This window comes from Microcoleus vaginatus FACHB-2002 (genome assembly GCF_040004035.1).
In the GTDB taxonomy this organism is placed as follows: Bacteria; Cyanobacteriota; Cyanobacteriia; order Cyanobacteriales; family Microcoleaceae; genus Microcoleus; species Microcoleus vaginatus_C.
Genome location: NZ_JAMPLN010000013.1, coordinates 125,799 through 147,481, shown reverse-complemented (window position 1 = coordinate 147,481; position 21,683 = coordinate 125,799). Strand labels below are relative to the sequence as shown.

The following is a 21,683-nucleotide window of genomic DNA, read 5'->3' as shown; positions in this document are numbered from 1 at the left end:
GAGTGTTCAACTTAAAGCAACTGTTTTCAGGGGTGGTGAATCTCAATAAATCCCCAATTCCGAAGTAGTTCCTGGCGGCGTTTCAAATAACTCCTGAGCATCATACACTTGCTGACTAAATTGCTGAAAATCTTGCTCACAGAGTTTCAATGGCTCGATCGCTGAAACGTAACCAGACGCATCAAACAGAGCGCGATCGCGAATTTTAGGCAACCACGTGAGTTGGGGTAAGGCGAGAAACTGCTCAAATTGATGAAGAGGTTTCATCAAAAACCCTCCTTTTTTATAAATTTGGACTGGCTACAATAGGTAAGTTAAGTAAATCCTTCTTGCTGGTTGCTTCTTGCTTCTTCTTTCTTCCTTCTACTTATGACGACATTCCACTAGAATGACAGGAATAGGACTGGTTTCTAAGACGGCTTGAGAAACCGAACCTACTAGCACTTCTTCCCAAGGTTGATGCCCTCGTTTCCCGATCACAATATCTGTTACTTGCCGAGCTTGCGCCACGCGGACAATCTCTTCAGTCACAGTGCCAGAAAGACTCAGGAACTCATAGCGAATATCTGATAAGATTCGTTGTGCTTGTTCTTGTAATTGGGCGATCGCCTTTTTATCTCCCAGATTATCCACATACAAAACAATCACATCCCCATCACTGCGCCGAGCTAAGTCTGCGGCCTTAGTTAAAACATCTGTTGTTAGGGGGGAAGCGTCTACTGCTGCGAGAAAAACTGGACGACCGGAAATAGCTACTTTTGTCGGGTCAACTTCGCCTTTTTCTAATAGTTTGGGAGCAAAGGTAGGAATTGCCCAAGCACCCAAGGGAGCCGTTACTAAAATTGAGAGGGCTGCGATCGCCAAAATCGTCTCACCACCAGCAATCCCCTGAGCTAGAGGAATTGCCCCAATTGCCGCCTGTACCGTTGCCTTAGCGGAATTTCCTGCTAGCAGAAACAGCCGTTCTTTCCCAGTCCAATTACTACCCAAGGTGGAAAGATACCAACCGAGCGATCGCCCAATCAGAGTCCCGATCGCCAACACCAACAAACCAACCAGCAAGGTATTGCCTAATACATTAAGTTGAATACTGGCTCCCAGCAGCACAAACAAAATAATTTCCGCGATCGTCCACAAACTATCAAAGCCACCCCGCAATCTTCGTGCTAAAGGCGCATCCAACTCAATCAAGAAAAACCCCGCCGCCATGACAGCTAAATACCCAGAGAAAACCGGAATATGTTCGGCTGATACTACCAGCCCTAGGGCAAAGCCAGCAGCGACTAGGGAGTCCTGAACCGCAGTTTGAGTCCAGTTTTGCTTGACTAATAGTGACACCAAAATTCGAGCAGTTACCCATCCCAAAAGCACCCCCAAGGTAATTTGGATGAAGATTTGAAATGGCAGCAATTGCAGAGGGCTGAGGGTGATTCCTCCCAGTAAGGTAATGGCTGTAGCTTTCCCTTGGGACAGAAAAGCTAGCAGTAGGCTAAACACCAGCAACAGCAATACATCTGACAAGGCACTTCCCGTCAGAATCGCATCGGGAATTCCTTTTTTTACTCCCCAACCTAGACTTTTTAACCGCAGCATTCCGGGAACAATTACTGCTGGAGATTCCGCGCCAATGATGCAGCCTAGCAGTAGCCCCGTCAAAAAATCAAACTGAAGTAGCCACATCGCAGCGACAGCAATGGCGATGGCCTCGCAAGCAGCAGGCAGAAAGCCTAATCGCAGCGCCACGGTTCCCTGTTGGGATAGCTTTTCGCGATCGAGTCCTAACCCCGCCTTCATCAAAATCACCATCACGGCAATGGTGCGAAGGGAATTCGCTGCGCCCAAAACCTCTGGGCTAATGACATTCCCCAGTTGCGGGCCTAATAAAATGCCCACCAGCACCATACCTACGAGTGCTGGAGCTTTCAGCCGTCGAGCAATCTGCCCGACAAAAAAGCCCATTAATAAAATCCAGATCATACTTTCTAACATCACGCCACCTTGAAGCTGAATGGAGGAACGTGACTTGTAGGGGAAAGATCGATCGAGGCATCTGCACCATCCTACCCTTCCGCCACAAGTCGGAACAGTAGGAGCCATCAGCCTTTTAAACGTTATGAAGATTATTAATAACGAAGGGCGGTTTCGGCGAGCTCCATCGCCATCATTACTTTTATAGCACTATTGTTATTAATAGCTGTTATAACCAGCCTGAGTATACGAGCGCGATCGCCCCATCTGCCTACGAGATGGCTAGTCTGCGTTTTCACCAGACCAATATCGATCGCCAGATTGCGGATTTGCTGAGCAGCACTTTTAGCTGAGTTGTCCCAATATCTTATGAGTTATCAGCGATTTTTCCCCTATTCAAATAACCTCCTGTTCGCTACGTTTTTACGAATTTACAAGGGCCACATTTTGCCGACTCTCGCTCGATCGCCTCGCAGCATCTGCCACCTTCAAAGCGTACAAGCTACTAGCCTTATCCACGTACAGAGGCGTACCGTTTGACAAATATTCCAACACCATATCGGTGTCTTTGGCAAACAAACCGCGTCGCGTTCCTACTTTGAGGTTGCGCCGATTTTCTCCCTGAATTAATTGACCGGATTCGGGAGTAAAAACCAGCGTTCCTGCTTCTCCGTAGATGGTGAAAATGTTTTCCGACTGCCAAAAAGTCTCTCCTTTTCCATAAACAGCTTCAGCGACAAGGCCATTGGCAAAGCGCAACTGTGCGTTGCACAAACAAGCTTTGTAGAAATCCGGCTGACTGTCCCAAAATTGAGCTTGACAGTTAACGCTTGCCACTTCCCCGAACAAATCAGTAAATCGGTGCAGTCGCGAAATGGCGCCAACTAACGGAAACCCAAAGAGGGAATGTTGATAAGTCCACCGCTGTGGCGCTGGATGTTGAGGAGTAATAGTAATGTAGCGGGCGTAAAAAACTTTACCGATTAAGGGCAAAGATTCTTTGATTGCTTGGTGCAAACCGCCTAACAGTTCGATGTGTTCGATGTGGAGGAGTTTTTGCTTTTGGGTGGCAAGTTCGATCGCCCTTTCTGCTTCAGATACGTCTAAAGATAGAGGATATTCCACCACAACGTGCTTGTCATTTTCTAGCGCCGCCAGGACGATCGCCCCGTGATCGCGGTTCACCGTACAGACAATTACCAAATCCAAATCGTCTCTTTCTACCAGCTTGCGCCAGGAAACCGCAGCTTCTGCCCCGAACCCTTGACAAAATGCTGCGGTTTTCTCCGGGGAGTGGCCCGCAACTGCTACCAAGTTCGATCGCCCATCAGCTTGAATTGTTTCGGCCCTCAACTTAGCGGCAAAACCAGTACCCACAATCCCCACGCGAATTGGAGAATTAACCGAAAAACCAAAGCGAGTATCAATATTAGTCATGGGATGTGAGATTTAAGATTTTAGATAGTTACAGACTTGCGGTGCAGGGGTTTAGGGTTCTATCGCCCCGATTTTAAGCTGTGGTTGTGGTGCGATTTATTTGATCGAGCCTTCAACACCCAAGTCTTGATGCGATCTAACTATACATTTCACCGCCGACAGGGACTTGCCTTGCAGCAAGTTTTGCTGAAACTCGATCGACACACCGCATACCAACAACCCGGTTTTTGTGCTGTAGGGCTCAAAACAGGATTTTTCCTAGAAACCGGATTATTTAGCGCAAGTCTTGCGGCAACAGTATCACAAGGCTGAATCCAAGATAGGTATAAGTAATAAAGATGAAATTAGAAAAAGTTATAACTAATCCCATTCAAATGTTTTGTAAATAAGTGTGTCAACCTCCCTTCTATCCCCTACTATCATAGAGGGAACGAACCTAAGACCTAACCTCAAAGCTAATAGAGCCTTGAAGGTTGCATTAGGAAAAATTATCAATCTTGTTGAATTTTTGAGAGGATTAGTGCATGGCGACTTACAAAGTTACCCTCATCAGCGAAGCCGAAGGAATTAACCAGACCATTGACGTTGATGACGATACTTACATTCTTGATGCTGCTGAAGAAGCAGGACTCGACCTCCCCTACTCTTGCCGCGCTGGAGCTTGCTCCACCTGCGCCGGCAAAATCACCAAAGGCGAAATTGACCAATCCGACCAATCTTTCTTGGACGACGACCAAATTGAGGCCGGATTTGTCCTCACCTGCGTCGCCTATCCCAAGTCTGACTGTACGATCGAAACTCACCAAGAAGAATCGCTCTACTAAGAAAGGACGCTCTGCGTGATATCCTCAGAAACCCGGTTTCTCGTTTCCAGAATTAAGCTGAAATACGGCAATTATGTTAAGAAACCGGGTTTCTGTGTCTAATACTGCAACAAAGCCGCCAGCAGTCTGTCACTCCCAGCTATGAATTCATAGCTGTTTGAGCAGATAGCTGACCAAATAATTTTAGATTTTAGATGGCAGATTTTAGATTAACTGTGAAACCAATCTAGAATCCCAAGTCTAAAATCTAAAAGTTTTACGGCTAATATTTAGTCCGCAAAGGCGGACTTTGTTTGTGTAGTGGCGATGATTTAAATCGCCGACTCTTAGGCCGACTCCGATCGACTATTCACGCCAAAATGTAATGTTATCGCTGAGCGGCACAACTTGAGCGCCAGGAAAATAAAAGCCCAGAATTTGAGATCCATTCCAGCCCAAATTAGCCAAATTGTAAGAACCAGTCTGACTCATTCCCACTCCGTGGCCGAAACCGCCTCCGACAAAAGCATAACCATTGAGAGTTTTGTCGGGATTGTAAATTGGTTCTAGGTAAAAAAGCGTGCTAATCGGCGGGTAAAAAGCATTGCGAATCTCGTCTTTGTCGATATTGATGGGGCCCAAGTCAGTTTGAACCTTCATTTGCAAAACTCGACCTGCAGGCGACCTTTCCACCACTTCTACCTGAGTGACAGTTTTCAAATTAGCCAGCGGGTGCTGTTTCTTCTGAAGATACTGTTTGAGAAATCCACCAATCGCTGTCAAAGAAGCGGGTTCGCGCCACCGAAAAGTGTCTTCTTTTTCTTCATTAAACCCTTTTTCCAAACTGATAAAGCGGCGGAAATTGTTTTCGTCAGACAAACTCTGCTTGGACAAATCCCACACCTTATTAGGGGAATCGACGATCGATCGCAAATATGGACGTTCCGCGCCCTGCCACACATCGTTAAAAGAGGCTGTCACGCCGCCGCTAGACGCGGAATAGAGGGCGTCTACTAGCTGATTTTCGTAAGTTAGCACCAAACCGCTCGTTTGGGCGATCGCCTTATCACTTTGCGGGTAAACTTCCGTCAAACCCTTATAAACTTGACAGTTAACATCAGCGCACAACTCATAATTATCCACAGCAAACCGGCGCAAATTTCTCAGGGCGTAGGTTCTCGCTAAAATAGTTTGAGCGACAATCGCAGCGTAAGGCGAAAAAGCCCCAATTTCGTGAGGAACAACACCCCGCAAATAAGTTTCGGTCAGCACTTTATTCACCAAAGTATAAGTGCCGTAAGCATTTTTTTGCAGGTGCAAACTGCCCCCATAACGGTGAGTTTCTTGAATTGCTTTTTCTGGTTCAGTAGCTGTCGCCTCTTGGGTGGTTTGTTGCAATACCTCAATCACATTTTTCCCGGCCGTGACATCCAACTCATTGCGGTTGAAACGAAAGCCGTTTAAAACCCAAAATGCCTGGGGTATTTGTTTAAAAACTTTGGAATCCAAAAAAGCTGTTGTGTTCCCTTGAGCTTGCAAACTTTGCAACAGCCAGCGCCGCACCAAAGGAGAGTTGTAAATATCTCTTTTTGCCCAAACTTGCCAGCGAAAAGGTTGAGCAATTTCTACCTCAATTCCCTGGGCGCGCCACTGATTGGCGCTATCTTCTGCACTCTCGAAACTGCGGTGGGAGCTCAGAACAACTCGTTCTTCTACTAATGGCGCTTCCAGTGGTTTCGGGGCTATTTCTAGCTTGATGCTGGCAGCCGTTTTGGTTTCTATGCCTTGAGGAGTTTTGTAACTTAATGTTAAGCTGTCGCCCGGTAATGCTTTCAACGTCAGTTTGTCGGTTGCTTTGGTGCCAAACCGCTGCACTACGCCGATTTTGATGGGTCTATTTTGGGGAGTTTGGGCGTATGCCGCAGCGCTGAAAAAGGGCAACAGGCACAATGCGGTGAAAACAGTGCTAGATATGCAGCTAAACCATTTGTAATTGGGAGTTGGAGGTGCTTGAGCGAACACGGTTATCTGTCTCGCGATAGTTGAAGATGGGGGGTTTTTGATTGTACGTTAGCACATTTGGCGGCTGCTAGAGCGGGATTCGGGAAGATAAGGTGGTTTGGTTGCCAGAATTCTGTTAAGTAAGTAGGTGCAAATAAACTTTACACCGAGCAAATTTTATCCCGGACGCACCCTAGACCTAAATTTAAAATCTGAAATCGTTATGCCATTACGCACCCTACAAGCTTGTGTATTTTCGAGCCTGACATAGTTACTGGTGTTTCCAATATTGGTAGGCGGCATAGGCCAAGGTGACAGCGCCGGTGACGATGGCTGCTTCATCGACCTCAAATTGCGGGTGATGGAGGGGATAGTTCGGTTTGTCAGTCAGTCCCACTCCTAAGCGAAACATGGTTCCCGGTGCGTGTTCTAAGTACATCGAAAAATCTTCCGCGCCGAGGGATGGTTCTGGTAAAATTTGGACGCGCGATCGACCTAAAGCTTCTAAAGCCGCACTTTCGACTAATTGCGTGAGTTTTGGGTCGTTTTGGACTCCGGGCACGCCGCGCTTGTAGGTGAGTTCGTACTTAGCGCCGTAAGTCGCGCAAACGCTAGAAACAATTTGTTCGATCCAAGCCGGCAGGTTTTCGTGGGTTTCCGGATGGAGCGATCGCACGGTTCCCAATAATTTTACTCGATCGGCAATCACGTTCGGCGCTCGGCCGCCGTTAATTTGCCCGATCGTCAAAACCAGTGGCCTCAAAGGATTTTGCGTGCGGCTAATTGCCTGCTGCAAGGTGGTAATTATCTGAGAAGCAATCCAAATTGCGTCGATCGCCTCGTGGGGACGCGCACCGTGGCCGGATTCGCCCATCACAATCAATTCTATGTCATCTGCCGCCGCCGTCAGTGCCCCGTGGCGGATACCGATGCAACCGCCGGGAATCGTCGGAAAAACGTGCACTCCGAGGATGCCGTCAACATCTTGCATCGCCCCATCTTTAATCATCCATTGAGCACCTTGGGCAATCTCTTCCGCCGGCTGAAACAAGAAGCGGACGTGACCGGGCAATTTTTCCTCTAGCTGAGACAATATCATGGCTGCGCCCAAACCGACGGTGGTGTGGATGTCGTGGCCGCAGGCGTGCATGACTCCCTCGTTGCGGGAGGCAAAATCTAAGTTAGTGCGTTCTTGAATCGGCAAAGCGTCCATATCGGTGCGAATTGCCAGCCACCGGGACTCGCTGCTGTTGCCTTTGAGTTCGCCGATCACTCCTGTTTTGCCGATTCCTTCGATGGCGCGGACTCCGCTGGAAGCGAGAACTCCGGCTACGTAGGCGGCGGTTTGATATTCTTGGCCGCTGAGTTCGGGGTGGGAGTGGATGTGGCGGCGAATTTCGATTAAGCGGGGTGCTAGGGTGGCGGCTACTTCTTTGATGCGGGAAAGCATGAATTTAGTTGGGGAGTGCGGTACAAGTTGTAGTCAACTAGGGTAACGCATATGTTTGGGGGTGAACAGGGTTATAAGGCGCAAATGTGCGATCGGGCTTTTAGATGGCAATGTTATTTCGTTTGTGAATAAGATTTTTTTTTCTAACCGCAGAGGGCGCAGAGGACGCAGAGAAAAGAGAGAAAAGAGAGTTAGGTAGAAACCCGGAAGAAACGTCTATATTCTAGATTCAAAGGCTGACTTTTAGTTGATAATCTCTGGTCGTGATATCATCAAAAAGTAATTTTATTAATTTTTTTCCTATGATTAGCTTTGGCTTCTGGAATGTAATTATTTTAATTACAATCGCTTTTTTTCTCAAATTTAATTGGCGATTAGATAGCGAAAAAACAGCATGGCAAGATTCTTTGTTTTTAAAACATCCTTCGATCCAAAGGTTGACTCAGTTTTTTAGTCAACCTATCGTTAACTTTATTTTGCAAGCAGTTATTGTATTAGTTCTCACCCGATTTCTCAGTTATACCGGTTGGTTGGTTTATAATCTGACTACTCGGCCCGATCCGCCTTACTGGGATTTTAAGTGGTTTTATGTAGCGAGTAGATTAGCCCATCAGCATTTGAGTCCCTTTAATGTGGAGGTGTTTAACATCGGTTTCTGTAGCATCACAAAAGTGTGTGGGTTTATTCCATCTTTTGTTTATCCACCTAATATCATTCCTCCGCTGTGGTTCTTGGGCTATTTCCCCATGAAGACTGCATTCACTATCTGGACTTGGCTGCATCTTATTGCCACAGGTTTTGTTTTATGGGGAGCGAATATCTTGTTGGTGTCGTACTCACGAGCTTTTCGGACTATTTGTAGTATATCAGTTGCATTCCTCTACGGTTTTGTCTTCGATCTTCAAGTTGGCAATGTGGCAACTTTTATTGCGGTTCTGCTGTTATGGATGTTTATTTATGCTAGAAAAAATCAGGAGGTAATTGCCGGAGTTTTATTAGGAGTTGCCCTTTTTAAACCAACTTTAGTTATATTGTTTATTCCTTATTTTTTAATCAAAAAACGGTTTCAGCTAGTTTTTATATCTATAGTCACGGTAACTTTTTTGGCAGTTATAGGTCTAGCTGTAACGGGCAATTCTTTAACAGGATTTATACAGGATGCGACTCGTGGATTTCCACTCTGGCTCAATGATCCATCGAATAATGCTTATATTTCTATGAGTCGCCTTGATTTAAGGGTTATGGGGCCGAGATTTTTCCCCGATAGTCCCTTCGTGGCGAAGCTATTTTCTGACTTGATTGTTCTGCTGCTAGTTGGTTTAGTGAGTTGGTATTTTTACAAAAAACAATCTCGCAATGCTTGGTCAAAAAAGGTTGACTTATCTGAAATGGTGCTAATTTCTACTTTGAGTATTGCTATCAACTATTCACAGCCCACCAGTTCTGTGATGTTAGCACCGGCGGTGGTTTTTTTGCTGAATGATTTATGCTTTCAGATTAAAAATTGTGCCTTCTCTAGGCAAAGAATGTCGGTTTGGTTATTGGGGGTTGGCTGTGTCATGGTGCAAACCGCTGTGATTCATGGCGGGCTGTTGGTGTTTCTAGGAAAGCGGTGGAACTGGAAGGGGGGGGAATTGCCTTATTTGTTTAAAGTAACTATTTTTTCACTACCGAGTTATGCGATTTTAGGCCTTACGTTAAGTGTTTTAGTCTTAGCGATTACCTCTCTTTCGTTTGCTGATTTGGGGGATTCCCAAACCGATAGACAGCATTGTTAATCTACCAAAATCAGTCTTGCTCGTTGCTGTCGCTTTTCTGTTGCTGCGATCGATCGTCGCTTTGAATTCTCCCCTCAGATTTAGCCTCATCTACTGCTTCTTGAATTAATGTCAACACCATATTCGAGACCGGCCGATAATGCGATTTGGCTAACCGCTCTAGGTCTGCTTTAAGTTCTTCTGGAAGATATACAACTATTCTGGGGAGTTTTGCTGGCAAGGCTGTTATTTGTGCTTTTACTGCCCTATTGTACCTTACCGCGTCACCGTCCAAAACAAAGTACACGGCAGGACACGCAGGCAGTTGAGAGCGATCGCGCGCAGTGGTAGTTGCTAGTTTAATCGTCTTTGGATTCATTAAACTTGCCTTCCTTCTGCGCTCTTTCGAGTCCTTCTTCCACCAGAAGTAATGCCATTTGGGAAATCGAACGACGCTCAATACTCGCCAGTTTTTCTAACTTCTCCTTAATTTCGGGTGGCGGGTAAAAGGCAACTCTAGGAGATTTTGCAGGACTCACATTGTTTGGGGGTAGCGTGTTCACCATGTCATTTTAGCTGACTGCAAATTTTTTAGATATTTTTTAAGCCAAAGTAGCACACCACAATCTAGTTTATGCTATAGTAGTCTAAACACCCAAAAACCAAACCCCCACCGCTCAGACTCACGATCGTTCGGTGGGGGCTTGAACTCCCATATTTAGGAGGAAACTCTATGATATCACCGCCAAAGTCAGTTCCCGAACTGCTCCGGGAAGAAATTCCTGACGTACCTCAAGGTAAACAACCGATTCGTTTGCTGTTGTGTGGCGTTCCCAAAGCGGTAGACAGCATCGTTAATCTGTTGCACGTTTTAGGTTTTGCAGAAGTTGGGGAATGGAGCCCGCCTCTACCATCGCCGATAGCGGGTGAGGTAATTCGGATTTTAACCCGTTACTGGAAAGAGTAATCTTTGAGGGCGATCGCACGAATTGAAAAAGTGCGATCGTCTCCAACAGACTAGCTTCAAACTACCGCCCCAATAAACCAACCGAAACCAGCTAACGACCCAGTTCACCCACCGCTAGTATCTTTGCATATTCACAGATACCTTCTATTCGGCCAGTGTGCAACGGGATTGCCAGGCGTTACTCGTACAAAAATACAGCATGGAATTTGTCAATTTTTTCTTACTACCAACCTAAATAACCTGCACTCGATTATCATCGATAAATTCCATGTTTAAGAATTCGTCTTCTGAGCAAATAGTAAAATCAAGTTTAATCCCCTCTCCTTGAAAAGACTTGTTGATATTATCTTTTATCAGTTCAATGCCACTTTTCGCATCATTGTCAGGATAAACCAAGATTATATCTATGTCATCAAATACGTTTTGCCTAAGATAAGAACCGAAAAGATAAACTTTACAATTACAGTTAAGGATTTGACTTGTGTTCAATACAGATGAGAATCTACTTATCCTGCTTGCTTTATCCTCCTTAAGCAGATAGTTCAAGAATTTTTCTCCTTTGTAAGGAACCGCCCCCATGAATTCCTTGAGCATAAAAAGACCAATATTACTTTTGACGCACTGTTTTTTAGCACTTTTAGAGTAAGTAGAGTAAGGATAAGAGCAAATAATAGCGTCTATGTTTGGATCAATTGATTGAATTTTTTCAAGCGTATATTCAGTAAAGTAATAGGTAGCGGTCACAAATACTTTTAGTTCCCTTCCCTCAGCCAAAAATACTTTAAATATTGCAGCGTTCCAAGCTTCCATTCTTTTTATAAACGAATGATTTGTCAAAAATTTATCTATATATAGCGAGATCGTATTTTGCCTGTATTCTATTTCCTGATTTTCTATGATTTCTAAATTTTGCGTTTTTATTCCTAATTTACTTTTTACAAAATAGTCGAACTCTAGAGGAAATAGCTTGTAATCATTTATCTTATCTTCAAAAAGACAATTTTCCTTAAAAGAATTCGCATGAATTTTATAGGTGAGCATTTGCCTATAAAGCTCCCAAGGATATGCAAAGTTGCTCTTATTGTTTTCAATTAAATCAATAATTGTTTGATTGTTGGGTAAAATTGTATCCAGGCATCTTCTCTTCCATATTATTTTCGCATCACCCGAAACTCCTTCTATTGCCTGCTTGGAAAATGGCCCATATTCCTCAAATATTAACTTATTTTCTTCTAAAAGGTCATTTACTATTCTCAAAATATGGTTTTCATTCTTGATTACTGGAGTCTTAAACAGTGCTTGAATTCTACTAGAGTGTTTATCCTTCCATTGGGAGATTTCTGCGACTGAATATCTATCTTCAAGCTCATCTATGGTCTTATGGCAATCAAGACAAAGCATAATTAAGTTCGATATACCCTTCTTGTCTATATAATCAGCCAGTGCGTGTTCGGATCGCGGCCCAGTATTTCCTGCCCCAATAATGTGAGCACAATTAGCTAGGCTGACAGATTCGCCCTCTATATCGCGAAACAGGTACTTATTGCAATTAGGGTTTTGACAATAGCCTCCGCACTGAGACCATAATTTCCGTTGCGTATTAGTTGGTATTGATTCCCTAGCCATGTTTTTAGTTGATATTGGTTTCCTAGCCATTTATAGTATTTGCTGTATTTATTTCTAATAGTGTCCACTCGCGATCGTCTCGACAACCTTGCAAAAGTTCCATCTAAGTAAATCGGTTCAGAAAAATACTTTCATCATTAATTATTGCTTCCAGGGATTGGCGTACTACACCTGTCCTGTCGCGGAAAACGCTGATCCAGACTGATGTATCAATCAGAAACATTTCGGTTTTCCCGCAAAGCTTTGTAGTCGTAGTCACTCGAAAATTGAATTTGTCCGCTTAAATCGAGTAAATTCCGCTTTTTACGGGTGCGAATTAATTCTTGCAAAGCAAAGTCAATCAGTTCTTTTTCTGTTTTGAAATTGGTTAAGCGAAAGGCTTCTTTAACCAATTCTTCGTTAAGTTCAACGGTGGTTGTCATGGTTAATGGTTGATTTCATTCTCTCATTCATTATGGCATAGCCACACCCAACCCTTAACCTAACCCAACTTCCCCAACTCACCGAAACCAACCTCAACCAAACTCTCTAACTCCTCTGCATCAACGACCCCAAACTCAAAGTACCCAGATTCCCGACTTCTCAAAGAAGTCAGGAATTTACAAATCGTTAAATTGTCAAGGCGTTTTATACCCTTATGACTTGGGCGTATAAGTCGATCGCACTTGCAACTCCTTCAACTGCTTCTCATCCACCCCAGCCGGCGCATTCGTCAGCAAACAACCCGCCTGCTGCGTCTTCGGAAACGCAAGGACATCTATGATAATTATAGTGTTTTTAGTCTAAAGACGTGCCATGTAATTATGGCATTAACTGAATCTCTCAATAAACATATCGGGAGTAACAATTTCGACTCCTTGAAAAGGAGTTAATACCAATAAATCCAAATCACCCGTAACAATTACATTGGCATTACCACTAACAGCCAACTCTAAAAACTTATTATCTTTTTCATCTCGACAAACAGTGATGTTTTCTCTAATAGAAACTAATTGGGATGAACTGATAAATTTTAGTAAAAATAACTGCCGATCTTCCAAAGAAAGATACTTGTTAAACTTTTTACGATTCAAAACTTGCTCTAATTCATTTAAAGTCGTTTCAGAATATAAAATGATTCCTTGTGTTTCTGCCAACTCAATCGCCCGAAATGGGACGGACGTTTTAAACAGTAAAGCACTGATTAAAACATTCGTATCAATGACAAATCTATTCGTCATTATTATCTGCTAAAATGTCTTGTAAAATTTCAGGCGTTAAGCCTCGCTGCATAGCCCGATCGGAAATTTCTGCCATCACCTGCGTTAAAGTTTTATTGTGTAAATTTTGTCTAAAAAACAATTGAATAATCGAACTTAACTCTTGCTGAGTCTTAGGACTAGCTTCTTCAAAAGCTGTCTTAATATTTTCATCAACTTGAATCATAATTATTGCCATAGCCGTTAAAAAAAAGTGTTAATACGAAAACTTTTTTTGTTCTAACTCTATTTTATCACACATCTTGCACCATTCTCAAGAACAGGCAAGATGCCTGTTCCACAACAGATGAATTTTCTTGTGGGGTGGGCTTCTAGCCCGCCCTGAAAGGATTATGGAGAATGGTCAAGGTATTCTACATACTTATGACTTGGGCGTATAAGTCGATCGCACTTGCAACTCCTTCAACTGCTTCTCATCCACACCTGACGGCGCATTCGTCAGCAAACAACCCGCCTGCTGCGTCTTCGGAAACGCCATCACATCGCGAATCGATTCTTCACCAGCCAACAGCATCACCAAGCGATCCAAACCGTAAGCAATGCCTCCGTGGGGCGGAGTTCCATACTCAAACGCATCCAACAAAAAGCCAAACTTATTGTAAGCTTCCTCAGTCGATAAGCTAATCGCCTCAAACACCTTTTCCTGAACTTCCCGCTGATAAATCCGCAGAGAACCGCCGCCGACTTCTGTACCGTTTAACACCAAATCGTAAGCTTGAGCTCTCGCAGTTTTCAAATCATTAATATCGTCAGGATGCGGCGCAGTAAACGGGTGGTGTAATGCTTCCAAACGCTTCTCATCAGCGTTCCATTCAAACATCGGGAAATCTGTCACCCACAGCAGATTCATCTTGTCTTTATCAATCAATCCCAATTCGTTACCCACGAACAAACGCAATCTATCCAAAGTCTTATTGACAGTTATCGCGTCAGCCGCAGCAAATAACAACAAATGACCTGGTTGCGCGCCCGTGCGATCGAGCAATTCCTGTTTTTGCGCTTCCGTCAAATTATCCTTAATTGCGCCGATCGTATCAATTTCGCCATTATCCCGCACGCGAATGTAAGCCAATCCCTTCGCACCGGCTTCGCTGGCTTCCCTAAACAAATCGCCACCCGGTTTAATCCGCACGTTAGAAATCGCATCATTTCCGCCCGGAATCGGCAAAATCTTCACAATTCCGCCCGCAGCAACCGCCCCGGAAAATACCTTAAATCCCGAATCTTTCATCAAATCGGAAACATCGACTAATTCCATACCGAAGCGAGTGTCTGGTTTGTCGCTACCATAGCGATCCATTGCTTCCGCGTAAGTCAAACGCGGGAAAGGACAAGGCAATTCAACGCCTTTGACAGTTTGGAAAATATGGCAAACTAAACCTTCATTTAAGGCAATTACTTCTTCCACAGACATGAAACTCATTTCCATGTCCAATTGCGTAAATTCTGGCTGTCTGTCGGCGCGCAAATCTTCATCGCGGAAACAGCGGGCAATTTGATAATATCTGTCAAAACCAGACACCATCAACAATTGTTTGAACAACTGCGGCGACTGCGGCAAAGCATACCATGCACCGGGATTGACGCGGCTGGGAACTAAATAATCTCTCGCACCTTCGGGAGTCGCCCGAGTTAAAATCGGCGTTTCAATTTCCATGAAACCTTCGACATCTTCCAGGTGGCGGCGTATGGCTTTGACAACTTGGTGGCGAAGCTGCAAGTTGCGACTCATACGATCGCGCCGCAAGTCCAAATAGCGATATTTCAGCCGCAAATCTTCCCGGACGCTTTCATTTTCCGCCGTCGCCACCTGAAACGGTAACTGTTTGCGAACCGCATTTAACAACTCAATTTCGTCAGCGTAAATTTCTACTTCACCCGTAGGCAATTTCGGGTTGAGGGAATCTTCGGGGCGACCGGTGACTCGCCCGGTAATTTTAACCACGTATTCGCTGCGTAAAGCCTCAGCCCCGTGATAGGAATCGGGGGTGCGTTCAGGATCGCTGACAATTTGCACAATACCCGATCGATCGCGCACATCCAGAAAAATCACCCCGCCATGATCGCGGCGGCGATCCACCCAGCCGTAAAGGGTGACAGTCTCTCCAATGTGTTCGCTTCGCAGTTCGCCGCAGTAGTAACTTCTCATAATTGGGGGTTGTGGACTAAAAATAAAGCTTTTTAATTATGCAGTATGCCTGAAACTTCTGCGGAATGCAAATGCACGGATGATTTTTAAGCAGAGGCGCATCTCAATTTTACAGTCAATGCTGATGAAATTATTGTGGGGTGGGCGTCCCGCCCGCCCCACAAATACAATGTTCTACGAATCCCCGCGATCGCTGTGAGACTTGTCAAAAAACGCCGTCAGCGCGTTCCATGCAGACTTAGCCGCATCCGTCAAGCGAGTGCCGATCGACTCAATTTGCTTCACAATAACGTGCCAATTCTTTTCAGCTTCCGTCTGAATGTGGTCAACAGCTTGTTCAATGCGATCGCGTTCGATCAATTTATTTTGTTCCACCGCTTCTCGCGCTTGTCGCACTGCTTTCAAATAAGCTTCGCGACTGACTTCGCCGGCATCTTGCACCTGCGCTTGCGCCCGCGTTTTAATCGCATCTACCACTAGCCAATTTTTCTCAGTTTCTTGTTTAATCAGCCTGACTGCTTCTGTGAATCTCTCGTGGGCGAGATCCTTATTTTCTTCGATGGCCCCGGAGGCCTTATTGACAGCTTTTAAATAAGCTTCGCGGGTGAGTTCGCCCGCTGCTTGCACTTCGGCGGTGGCGCGTTTTTTAATTGCTTCAAACAGCGCCGCAGTTTCTGCGATCGCCTCATCAGTCGCGTCGGGCATCTCTTGTTTGACGAGCTCCGTCGTTTCGAGAGTTGCCTCTAAAACTGGTTCCTCGGTTACTTTTGGATCTGTCATATCAATCTTCTCCTGTGGTAGTAAACATTTTCAACAAATCTCACAGTCCCTGGATGCAGACTTTGTAGGTGTAGCGCCAGATGGAATTGTGGTCTTTTATACCGACTTCGTACGTGTAGCGCCAGAACGAATTCTGGCATTTAATAAGAACTAGGCAATTTTTGTTCCAGCTTTATCAACTTTTGTATCCGCGCTTACCTAGTTGGAATGACCTCAGTTCTATTACATTATATCTACCAAAGTTGCTCTCGTGTGTAAGATACCGCCAACTTGCAGGTACGGTTTAGCGCACTTAAATTTGTGATAAGTCTCTCTACCTAAAAAAACACACACCAATCAACTTGGTTTCTCACCACAATAAAACTGGCAAATTTAATAGTTTCAATTTTCCAACTGCAAATCTTCGCTCTCCTCCGTATATAACAAGTGGTGACATCTTTGAGCGTGCAGTAAAGATTGAGGAAATTCGTACTGAGATAAGAGGATCTCTTCGAGCGCCACTTTCATTTGATTGGCGCAGATATGTGGCGGCACTTTGCCCATTCCCGTACCCATGCCGGGAATAGCGATAGTTCCAATGATATGTTTGACTGGCGTTCCATCTGGGACTGAGCCAAATTTAACGAGAGTCAAAATAGCGCGGGTTGCTAGATAAACATTTACTGTTTCTCTTAAAACTGTGGGAACGCGCATAATTGGTGCTGCTATTAAATAGGGAATTTCAGCATGGTCTGTGTCTACAATTTCTGCCATTCCTACTAATAGTTCACCGTGATGTCGAGCCTGAATTAGTTTTTGCAAGCGTTCAAGAACCTGCCCTCCAAAATATTCCGAAATTTCTAAATCTAAGCCGTCATCCATGAAACCAAAACTATTCCCCGGACTAACAATAGCATCGCATTTCACATCAAATATTGAACCGTGATGTATCTTTACATTTTCCATACTGCCGCAAGTGCTTTCCCACGCTCTAACTAAGCCATCGTCTAAGGTAGCCAGCACAATTTGCATAAATACTCTCTCTTAATTTTAATTGCGAACAACTAGAGCGATCGCCAATTTAATCCTACAATACTTTACATAAGTCGGCTGAATTTAAAATCCATCTCGATTTCAACTAGCAAATGTTCAATAGCTACGACATTTTTTGATCGCACACACCCTTAACCTAATACAGAGAGAGCTTTTAACCCGGTGGGTACTCTGTCAGGTTTAGGTGTGATGATGTGTACTACATGGTGTTTTCCGGCTGAGGGGCTAAAGTCTGCAAGCTGTTTCCCTCTCTTGTTTTCAGTTTACTCTTTTTCGGTTGAACTCACGTTTAATAAATAATGCTTATGGCGCTCCAATATCCTTGTTCTCAAAAGAACGGTTGAGGATTTAAACAGCGTTTGGTGCGTTTATGCTCGTACATGAGTTTGTCAGCCTTGGCCAGCAATTGTTCTAATAAAAATTCATTGTTTAAATCCCCAAACTCCACACCAAGACTCATGGATATATAAGCTCGCTCGGACTGTAGATTAAAGCGATCTATATTTTCTTGCAACCTAGCATAGAAATTAATAGATGAATCACCCGAAAAATTAGGAATAAATAAAGCAAATTCATCTCCTCCCAGTCGAGCCACAATATCCGCCTCACGGAAGGTTTGCTTCAAGATTTGAGCTGCGTCAACGATTACTCGGTCTCCCATTTCGTGTCCTAAAGTATCGTTAATCTTTTTCAAACCATCTAAGTCAGCGAACAAAATAAAATAGGATGTTTGCGTGCGTCGAGCAATTTTTAGTTGTTGATTTGCTAGTAAAAAGAAGCCTCGCCGGTTATATAATCCAGTTAATTCATCGGTCACGGATAGCTGCCTTACTTCTGCTTCTGCCCTCAGACGTTCCTGGATTTCGTGTTCTAAACGTTGATTTTGTTCGAGCAGTTGTTGGCGTTGGTGTTGGATGAGTAATTGATTTTTTACTCGCATCAGCACTTCCTGCTCTTGAAAGGGTTTGGTAATATAGTCTACACAACCCAGTTCAAAGGCTCGTACCTTGTTTTCCAGTTGTTCAAGCGCACTGATAAAAATAACTGGTATCTGAGCACTGGCTTCCGATGCTTTTAACTTTTGGCAGACTTCGTACCCATTCATCTCCGGCATATTGATGTCAAGTAAAATCAGAGCAGGTGGGTCGCGATGAATACCTTGGAGTGCCATCCTGCCGTTGAGGGCTTTTCGCACAATATAGCCCTGTGACTCTAGAATTTTGGCTAACAAGCGCAAATTGTCTGGCGTATCATCCACGATGAGAATATTCGTTTGGGCCGCAAGTTTGAATAAAGCTGTCATGGTCTTATTCCTAAATCTGGGTGAGAGTTGCGATCGCTTCAAGCTGAAAGTTATCAACCAAAGATGTCATTGCCGCGATGAAATCTTGTTTCTCCTTGGGAATTTGAGCAATAAGTTCATAAAGCTTATTATCACTAAGATCTAGTGCTGCTTCATGAACTTCTGCAATCCACTTGGTTGGCATCGTTTTCAAGTCTGGAGTAAATATCTTTGGTGGGGAAGCTGATGAGTCTGGCCCAACTTTTTCGGCGTAGCAGTAATGGACGCCCAAGTGATGAGCTATTTTGTTGAAAATTGTGTCTTCAGTAAACGGCTTGGCAATGTAGTCATCGCAACCGACTTGCAGGCTGGCGATACGATCGTCTTCAAAAGCATAGGCAGTGAGAGCAATGATGCGTGTAATTTGTCTTTTGTCCTGTGACATTTGCCCTGAGTTATCTGCTGATGACTCATGACTCATGACTAATGACTGTTGTGCTCGAATCTGTCTCGTCGCTTCATAACCATCCATGACAGGCATTTGAATGTCCATCAAAATCAGGTCAGGGTGCCATGTTTGCCAACGAGCGATCGCCTCTACCCCATTTTCCACCGCACACACATCAAACCCAACTGATTCCAGCAGCGTCACCAGCAGTTGCCGATTTTCTGGAACGTCTTCTACTACTAGAATTCGGTAGATAGGTTGCCCAGGTTCGATCCCGATAATCCGATCGCTAATTTCAGGTTCCTCTAAATCAAGCGACTCTGGTAGTTCCAAAACAACTTGGCAGGTAAAAGTCGAGCCTAGATTCAGGGTGCTTCGCACGGTGATATCGCCTCCCATCAGACGCGCAAACTGACGACTGATAGACAGTCCTAAACCTGTTCCTCGATCGTGACGACCGCGATTGGTTTGCATGAAAGCGTCAAAAATTGATTCTAAATCTGAGGGAGAAATGCCAGCTCCGGTATCCTCAACTTCGAGACACAGGGTAATAGTTGGTTTAATATCGGGTGGATTAGTGGCGCGATCGCAATTTGTACCGGCTGGCATATCCTCTGATGAAAAAGCTCGTCCGCGCAGCACGATCGTTCCTGTTGTGGTAAATTTGATCGCATTCCCCAGCAGATTAATCAAGATTTGGCGAAGTTTTGCTTGATCGCCACAGACATAACGGGGGACAGTAGCATCCCACTCGCTACTCAGATGTAACCCTTTCTCAGGCGCTTTGATGGTGAACATCTCGTTAATAGAACCCAGCATTCGATGCAGATTAAAACAGCTTTTACTCAGTACCAATTGCCCTGCTTCAATCCTAGACATTTGCAAAACATCGTCGATCAGTGTCAGCAGGTGTTCTCCACTACGGGTAATGATCCCTAAATGCTCTTGAAATTCTTCTGGAATATAGGGGCTGCGGTTCATAAGCTGGGTAAATCCCAGAATGGCGTTGAGTGGCGTTCTGAGCTCGTGGCTCATGTTGGCAAGGAACTGGCTTTTGGCACGGTTGGCTATAGCTGCCCTTTCTGCAGCGTGTTCTAGGGCAGCTTGCGAAAATTCTAACACCGCCAGCATGAGGATATGTCTCATTTCGGCAGCAGCTTCTAACTCTGCAATCTGCCACGGATAAGACATCTCCCGCACTGTCTCTTGCCACAGTCCAAAGGATTTGCGCGGACACAGGTGCATTTTTCCAATTTCGTCGATCGACACAGCATCCTGTGGATTACCTGCCCAGTTTATGGTTTGAATTTGTTCGGGTCGGAACCAAAGGATATGGTATGACTTTTGTATGGCGTAGCATAAGAATATTGAGATTGCTAAAACACCGCTAGCTCGCTCTTTGAATTGCGTCGCTTGGGGATACAACTGAGACAAAGAAGCTGTTGCAAACACTCGTTCTTTGTTCTGTTCCAGCAACCATTGCAGGAGTTCGTCAACCTCAGCTTCAGATGGTGTTTGACCCACCAATGTCAGACGACCATCGAGCATAATTGCAGCTCCCTGAGCATGAACTAAATCTAGCAATTGAGAAGCATTTTCGGTCAATACCTGTTCGATAAAATTAGAATCTCGCCGGAACGCCTGCTGAAGTTGATCCTGAATAGTTTTCGCTTGCGATCGGTAAACGTTCAATTCTCGCTCTTGCTGATGTACCAGTTCGATCGAGGCAAATTGTCCTAAAAATTCACAGGTTTTGCGAGTTTCGTAATCTACCAATCGCGGGCTGTAATGGTGACAGGCAATTAATCCCCAGAGGCGTCGATCGTCAATTAACGAAATCGTCAGTGTCCCAGCAACTCCCATATTCTGCAAATATTCAATGTGGTAGGGAGATACTCCCCTTAACACACAAGCACTTAGATCCTGGGGTGTATCGCTTACGGGATGGTTGGTAGGAATTAGGCGGGCCGGAGTGTAATTGATATTGGGAATTTGGCGTATCCAATTGCGGTAAAACAATTTGCGGGCGGGTACGGGAATATCGATCGCCGGGTAATGCAATCCCAGGTAGCTTTCTAGATAGCTTTCTTTCTCTTCAGCAATCACCACCCCATGCTCATCTGCTTCAAAACGATAGATCATCACGCGATCGAACCCGGTCAGGGCTTTCACTTCTTTAGCAATGGTTTGAGCTAAATCCGAAATATTGATCGCACTGCGAAAGTTGAGGATAACTGTTTGCAGACGCTGATAAAAATCTATTGAATGATTATTTTCAATAGTCAATTGGGGTTCGAGCTCCAGAATCAACTCATCTTTTAGTTGATGCAGTGTGCTTCTAAATGTTTGAATCTTCCCGTCTTTTAGAGGGATTTTTAGATCGAAAGTATTATGAATGTTGAGTTCTTCTTGATTTAGATGCCTGACTATTTCTTGTACTTGCTCGTGACCCAATAAAGCTGGCAATGGCTGACCTAGCAATTCTTGGGCAGAGATGCCAAAAAACTGTTCTACATTTTCGCTAGCTTGTAAAATATTGAGGCTGTTTCCTTGCATCAATAAAACGATTCCGTGGGGCTGAATATGACCGGGAGCATACACGGATTCTTCACTGCATTCCTCTAAACTTGTTAAAGTTAAAGGAGTGATTTGGGAAAATTGGGAAATTTTATGAGGCATTTTAGAGCAGTAATTTTCAATAAAAATTAAGGAGGCTTTGATCGA

General features: G+C 44.5%; 20 protein-coding genes and 1 riboswitch. Of the genes, 4 read left to right on the top strand and 16 right to left on the bottom strand.

The features are described from left to right. Positions 1–42 precede the first annotated feature (42 nt). From NDI35_RS13745 to NDI35_RS13735, 3 genes are all read right to left on the bottom strand, one after another. Positions 43–267 carry a hypothetical protein gene (locus tag NDI35_RS13745; protein WP_445313217.1) on the bottom strand — a complete coding sequence of 75 codons (225 nt, stop codon included), beginning with the start codon at positions 265–267 and terminating at the stop codon, positions 43–45. Between the two features lie 96 nt (positions 268–363). Beyond that, positions 364–1,989: a cation:proton antiporter gene (locus NDI35_RS13740; RefSeq protein WP_445313236.1), complete on the bottom strand. Its 1,626-nt coding sequence runs from the start codon at positions 1,987–1,989 to the stop codon at positions 364–366. A gap of 91 nt (positions 1,990–2,080) precedes the next feature. Continuing rightward, a riboswitch (Fluoride riboswitch) is annotated at positions 2,081–2,169 on the bottom strand. A gap of 222 nt (positions 2,170–2,391) precedes the next feature. After that, positions 2,392–3,405 (bottom strand): Gfo/Idh/MocA family protein, encoded by a 1,014-nt coding sequence (locus tag NDI35_RS13735; protein WP_445313216.1) that lies wholly within the window; start codon positions 3,403–3,405, stop codon positions 2,392–2,394. A gap of 129 nt (positions 3,406–3,534) precedes the next feature. Between NDI35_RS13735 and NDI35_RS13730 the strand changes: the two genes are divergently transcribed. Further along, a complete protein-coding gene (locus NDI35_RS13730; RefSeq protein ID WP_445313215.1) occupies positions 3,535–3,717 on the top strand; it encodes a hypothetical protein in 183 nt (60 codons plus the stop codon). Between the two features lie 212 nt (positions 3,718–3,929). Next, positions 3,930–4,229 carry a ferredoxin gene (locus NDI35_RS13725; protein ID WP_106149950.1) on the top strand — a complete coding sequence of 100 codons (300 nt, stop codon included), beginning with the start codon at positions 3,930–3,932 and terminating at the stop codon, positions 4,227–4,229. 345 nt (positions 4,230–4,574) lie between these two features. Here NDI35_RS13725 and NDI35_RS13720 read toward each other — a convergent pair whose 3' ends face one another. Continuing rightward, entirely contained in the window at positions 4,575–6,230 is a 1,656-nt protein-coding gene (locus NDI35_RS13720; protein WP_445313214.1) for a SpoIID/LytB domain-containing protein, read from the bottom strand. A gap of 250 nt (positions 6,231–6,480) precedes the next feature. Further along, positions 6,481–7,659, bottom strand: coding sequence for a M20 family metallopeptidase (locus tag NDI35_RS13715; protein WP_445313213.1), 1,179 nt, complete (start codon positions 7,657–7,659; stop codon positions 6,481–6,483). Positions 7,660–7,961: 302 nt separating this feature from the next. Between NDI35_RS13715 and NDI35_RS13710 the strand changes: the two genes are divergently transcribed. Beyond that, positions 7,962–9,437: a glycosyltransferase family 87 protein gene (locus tag NDI35_RS13710; RefSeq protein WP_445313212.1), complete on the top strand. Its 1,476-nt coding sequence runs from the start codon at positions 7,962–7,964 to the stop codon at positions 9,435–9,437. Between the two features lie 10 nt (positions 9,438–9,447). Here the strand turns inward: NDI35_RS13710 and NDI35_RS13705 are convergent, their stop codons facing one another. Next, on the bottom strand, positions 9,448–9,795 hold the full coding sequence (locus NDI35_RS13705; protein WP_445313211.1) for a ribbon-helix-helix domain-containing protein: 348 nt from the start codon (positions 9,793–9,795) through the stop codon (positions 9,448–9,450). Next, positions 9,776–9,982, bottom strand: coding sequence for a ribbon-helix-helix domain-containing protein (locus NDI35_RS13700; protein WP_083888202.1), 207 nt, complete (start codon positions 9,980–9,982; stop codon positions 9,776–9,778). The genes NDI35_RS13705 and NDI35_RS13700 overlap by 20 nt, the downstream gene beginning before the upstream one ends. A gap of 167 nt (positions 9,983–10,149) precedes the next feature. On the opposite strand from NDI35_RS13700, the gene NDI35_RS13695 reads away from it, so the two are divergent. Then, on the top strand, positions 10,150–10,383 hold the full coding sequence (locus NDI35_RS13695) for a hypothetical protein (protein WP_242719202.1): 234 nt from the start codon (positions 10,150–10,152) through the stop codon (positions 10,381–10,383). Between the two features lie 231 nt (positions 10,384–10,614). On the opposite strand, the gene NDI35_RS13690 is transcribed toward NDI35_RS13695, so the two are convergent. The 9 genes from NDI35_RS13690 to NDI35_RS13650 all read right to left on the bottom strand — a co-directional run bounded on the left by NDI35_RS13690 (position 10,615) and on the right by NDI35_RS13650 (position 21,638). Then, the gene (locus NDI35_RS13690) at positions 10,615–12,039 is read right to left on the bottom strand and encodes a nucleotidyltransferase domain-containing protein (RefSeq protein ID WP_445313210.1); all 1,425 of its coding nucleotides are present in this window, start codon (positions 12,037–12,039) and stop codon (positions 10,615–10,617) included. 179 nt (positions 12,040–12,218) lie between these two features. After that, entirely contained in the window at positions 12,219–12,431 is a 213-nt protein-coding gene (locus NDI35_RS13685; RefSeq protein WP_333431261.1) for a type II toxin-antitoxin system VapB family antitoxin, read from the bottom strand. A gap of 387 nt (positions 12,432–12,818) precedes the next feature. Then, positions 12,819–13,229 carry a putative toxin-antitoxin system toxin component, PIN family gene (locus NDI35_RS13680; protein ID WP_445313209.1) on the bottom strand — a complete coding sequence of 137 codons (411 nt, stop codon included), beginning with the start codon at positions 13,227–13,229 and terminating at the stop codon, positions 12,819–12,821. Further along, positions 13,219–13,446: a hypothetical protein gene (locus tag NDI35_RS13675; protein WP_445313208.1), complete on the bottom strand. Its 228-nt coding sequence runs from the start codon at positions 13,444–13,446 to the stop codon at positions 13,219–13,221. Before NDI35_RS13675 ends, NDI35_RS13680 begins: the two co-directional genes overlap by 11 nt. Before the next feature lie 183 nt (positions 13,447–13,629). Next, entirely contained in the window at positions 13,630–15,417 is a 1,788-nt protein-coding gene (aspS, locus tag NDI35_RS13670; protein ID WP_445313207.1) for an aspartate--tRNA ligase, read from the bottom strand. A gap of 174 nt (positions 15,418–15,591) precedes the next feature. Next, entirely contained in the window at positions 15,592–16,197 is a 606-nt protein-coding gene (locus tag NDI35_RS13665) for a hypothetical protein (protein ID WP_445313206.1), read from the bottom strand. 381 nt (positions 16,198–16,578) lie between these two features. Beyond that, a complete protein-coding gene (locus NDI35_RS13660) occupies positions 16,579–17,208 on the bottom strand; it encodes a macro domain-containing protein (protein ID WP_445313205.1) in 630 nt (209 codons plus the stop codon). 349 nt (positions 17,209–17,557) lie between these two features. Then, entirely contained in the window at positions 17,558–18,532 is a 975-nt protein-coding gene (locus NDI35_RS13655) for a GGDEF domain-containing response regulator (protein WP_445313204.1), read from the bottom strand. A gap of 10 nt (positions 18,533–18,542) precedes the next feature. After that, positions 18,543–21,638 (bottom strand): response regulator, encoded by a 3,096-nt coding sequence (locus NDI35_RS13650; RefSeq protein WP_445313203.1) that lies wholly within the window; start codon positions 21,636–21,638, stop codon positions 18,543–18,545. Positions 21,639–21,683: the final 45 nt, after the last annotated feature.

Excerpts from the sequence above, each read along its gene's own strand:
- NDI35_RS13715 (WP_445313213.1), bottom strand. The coding sequence starts at position 7,659 with ATGCTTTCCCGCATCAAAGAAGTAGCCGCCACCCTAGCACCCCGCTTA.
- NDI35_RS13725 (WP_106149950.1), top strand. The coding sequence starts at position 3,930 with ATGGCGACTTACAAAGTTACCCTCATCAGCGAAGCCGAAGGAATTAAC.
- NDI35_RS13655 (WP_445313204.1), bottom strand. The coding sequence starts at position 18,532 with ATGACAGCTTTATTCAAACTTGCGGCCCAAACGAATATTCTCATCGTG.
- NDI35_RS13745 (WP_445313217.1), bottom strand. The coding sequence starts at position 267 with ATGAAACCTCTTCATCAATTTGAGCAGTTTCTCGCCTTACCCCAACTC.
- NDI35_RS13680 (WP_445313209.1), bottom strand. The coding sequence starts at position 13,229 with ATGACGAATAGATTTGTCATTGATACGAATGTTTTAATCAGTGCTTTA.
- NDI35_RS13705 (WP_445313211.1), bottom strand. The coding sequence starts at position 9,795 with ATGAATCCAAAGACGATTAAACTAGCAACTACCACTGCGCGCGATCGC.
- aspS (WP_445313207.1), bottom strand. The coding sequence starts at position 15,417 with ATGAGAAGTTACTACTGCGGCGAACTGCGAAGCGAACACATTGGAGAG.
- NDI35_RS13690 (WP_445313210.1), bottom strand. The coding sequence starts at position 12,039 with ATGGCTAGGAAACCAATATCAACTAAAAACATGGCTAGGGAATCAATA.
- NDI35_RS13695 (WP_242719202.1), top strand. The coding sequence starts at position 10,150 with ATGATATCACCGCCAAAGTCAGTTCCCGAACTGCTCCGGGAAGAAATT.
- NDI35_RS13675 (WP_445313208.1), bottom strand. The coding sequence starts at position 13,446 with ATGGCAATAATTATGATTCAAGTTGATGAAAATATTAAGACAGCTTTT.
- NDI35_RS13710 (WP_445313212.1), top strand. The coding sequence starts at position 7,962 with ATGATTAGCTTTGGCTTCTGGAATGTAATTATTTTAATTACAATCGCT.
- NDI35_RS13700 (WP_083888202.1), bottom strand. The coding sequence starts at position 9,982 with ATGGTGAACACGCTACCCCCAAACAATGTGAGTCCTGCAAAATCTCCT.
- NDI35_RS13730 (WP_445313215.1), top strand. The coding sequence starts at position 3,535 with ATGCGATCTAACTATACATTTCACCGCCGACAGGGACTTGCCTTGCAG.
- NDI35_RS13685 (WP_333431261.1), bottom strand. The coding sequence starts at position 12,431 with ATGACAACCACCGTTGAACTTAACGAAGAATTGGTTAAAGAAGCCTTT.
- NDI35_RS13665 (WP_445313206.1), bottom strand. The coding sequence starts at position 16,197 with ATGACAGATCCAAAAGTAACCGAGGAACCAGTTTTAGAGGCAACTCTC.
- NDI35_RS13660 (WP_445313205.1), bottom strand. The coding sequence starts at position 17,208 with ATGCAAATTGTGCTGGCTACCTTAGACGATGGCTTAGTTAGAGCGTGG.
- NDI35_RS13735 (WP_445313216.1), bottom strand. The coding sequence starts at position 3,405 with ATGACTAATATTGATACTCGCTTTGGTTTTTCGGTTAATTCTCCAATT.
- NDI35_RS13740 (WP_445313236.1), bottom strand. The coding sequence starts at position 1,989 with ATGTTAGAAAGTATGATCTGGATTTTATTAATGGGCTTTTTTGTCGGG.
- NDI35_RS13650 (WP_445313203.1), bottom strand. The coding sequence starts at position 21,638 with ATGCCTCATAAAATTTCCCAATTTTCCCAAATCACTCCTTTAACTTTA.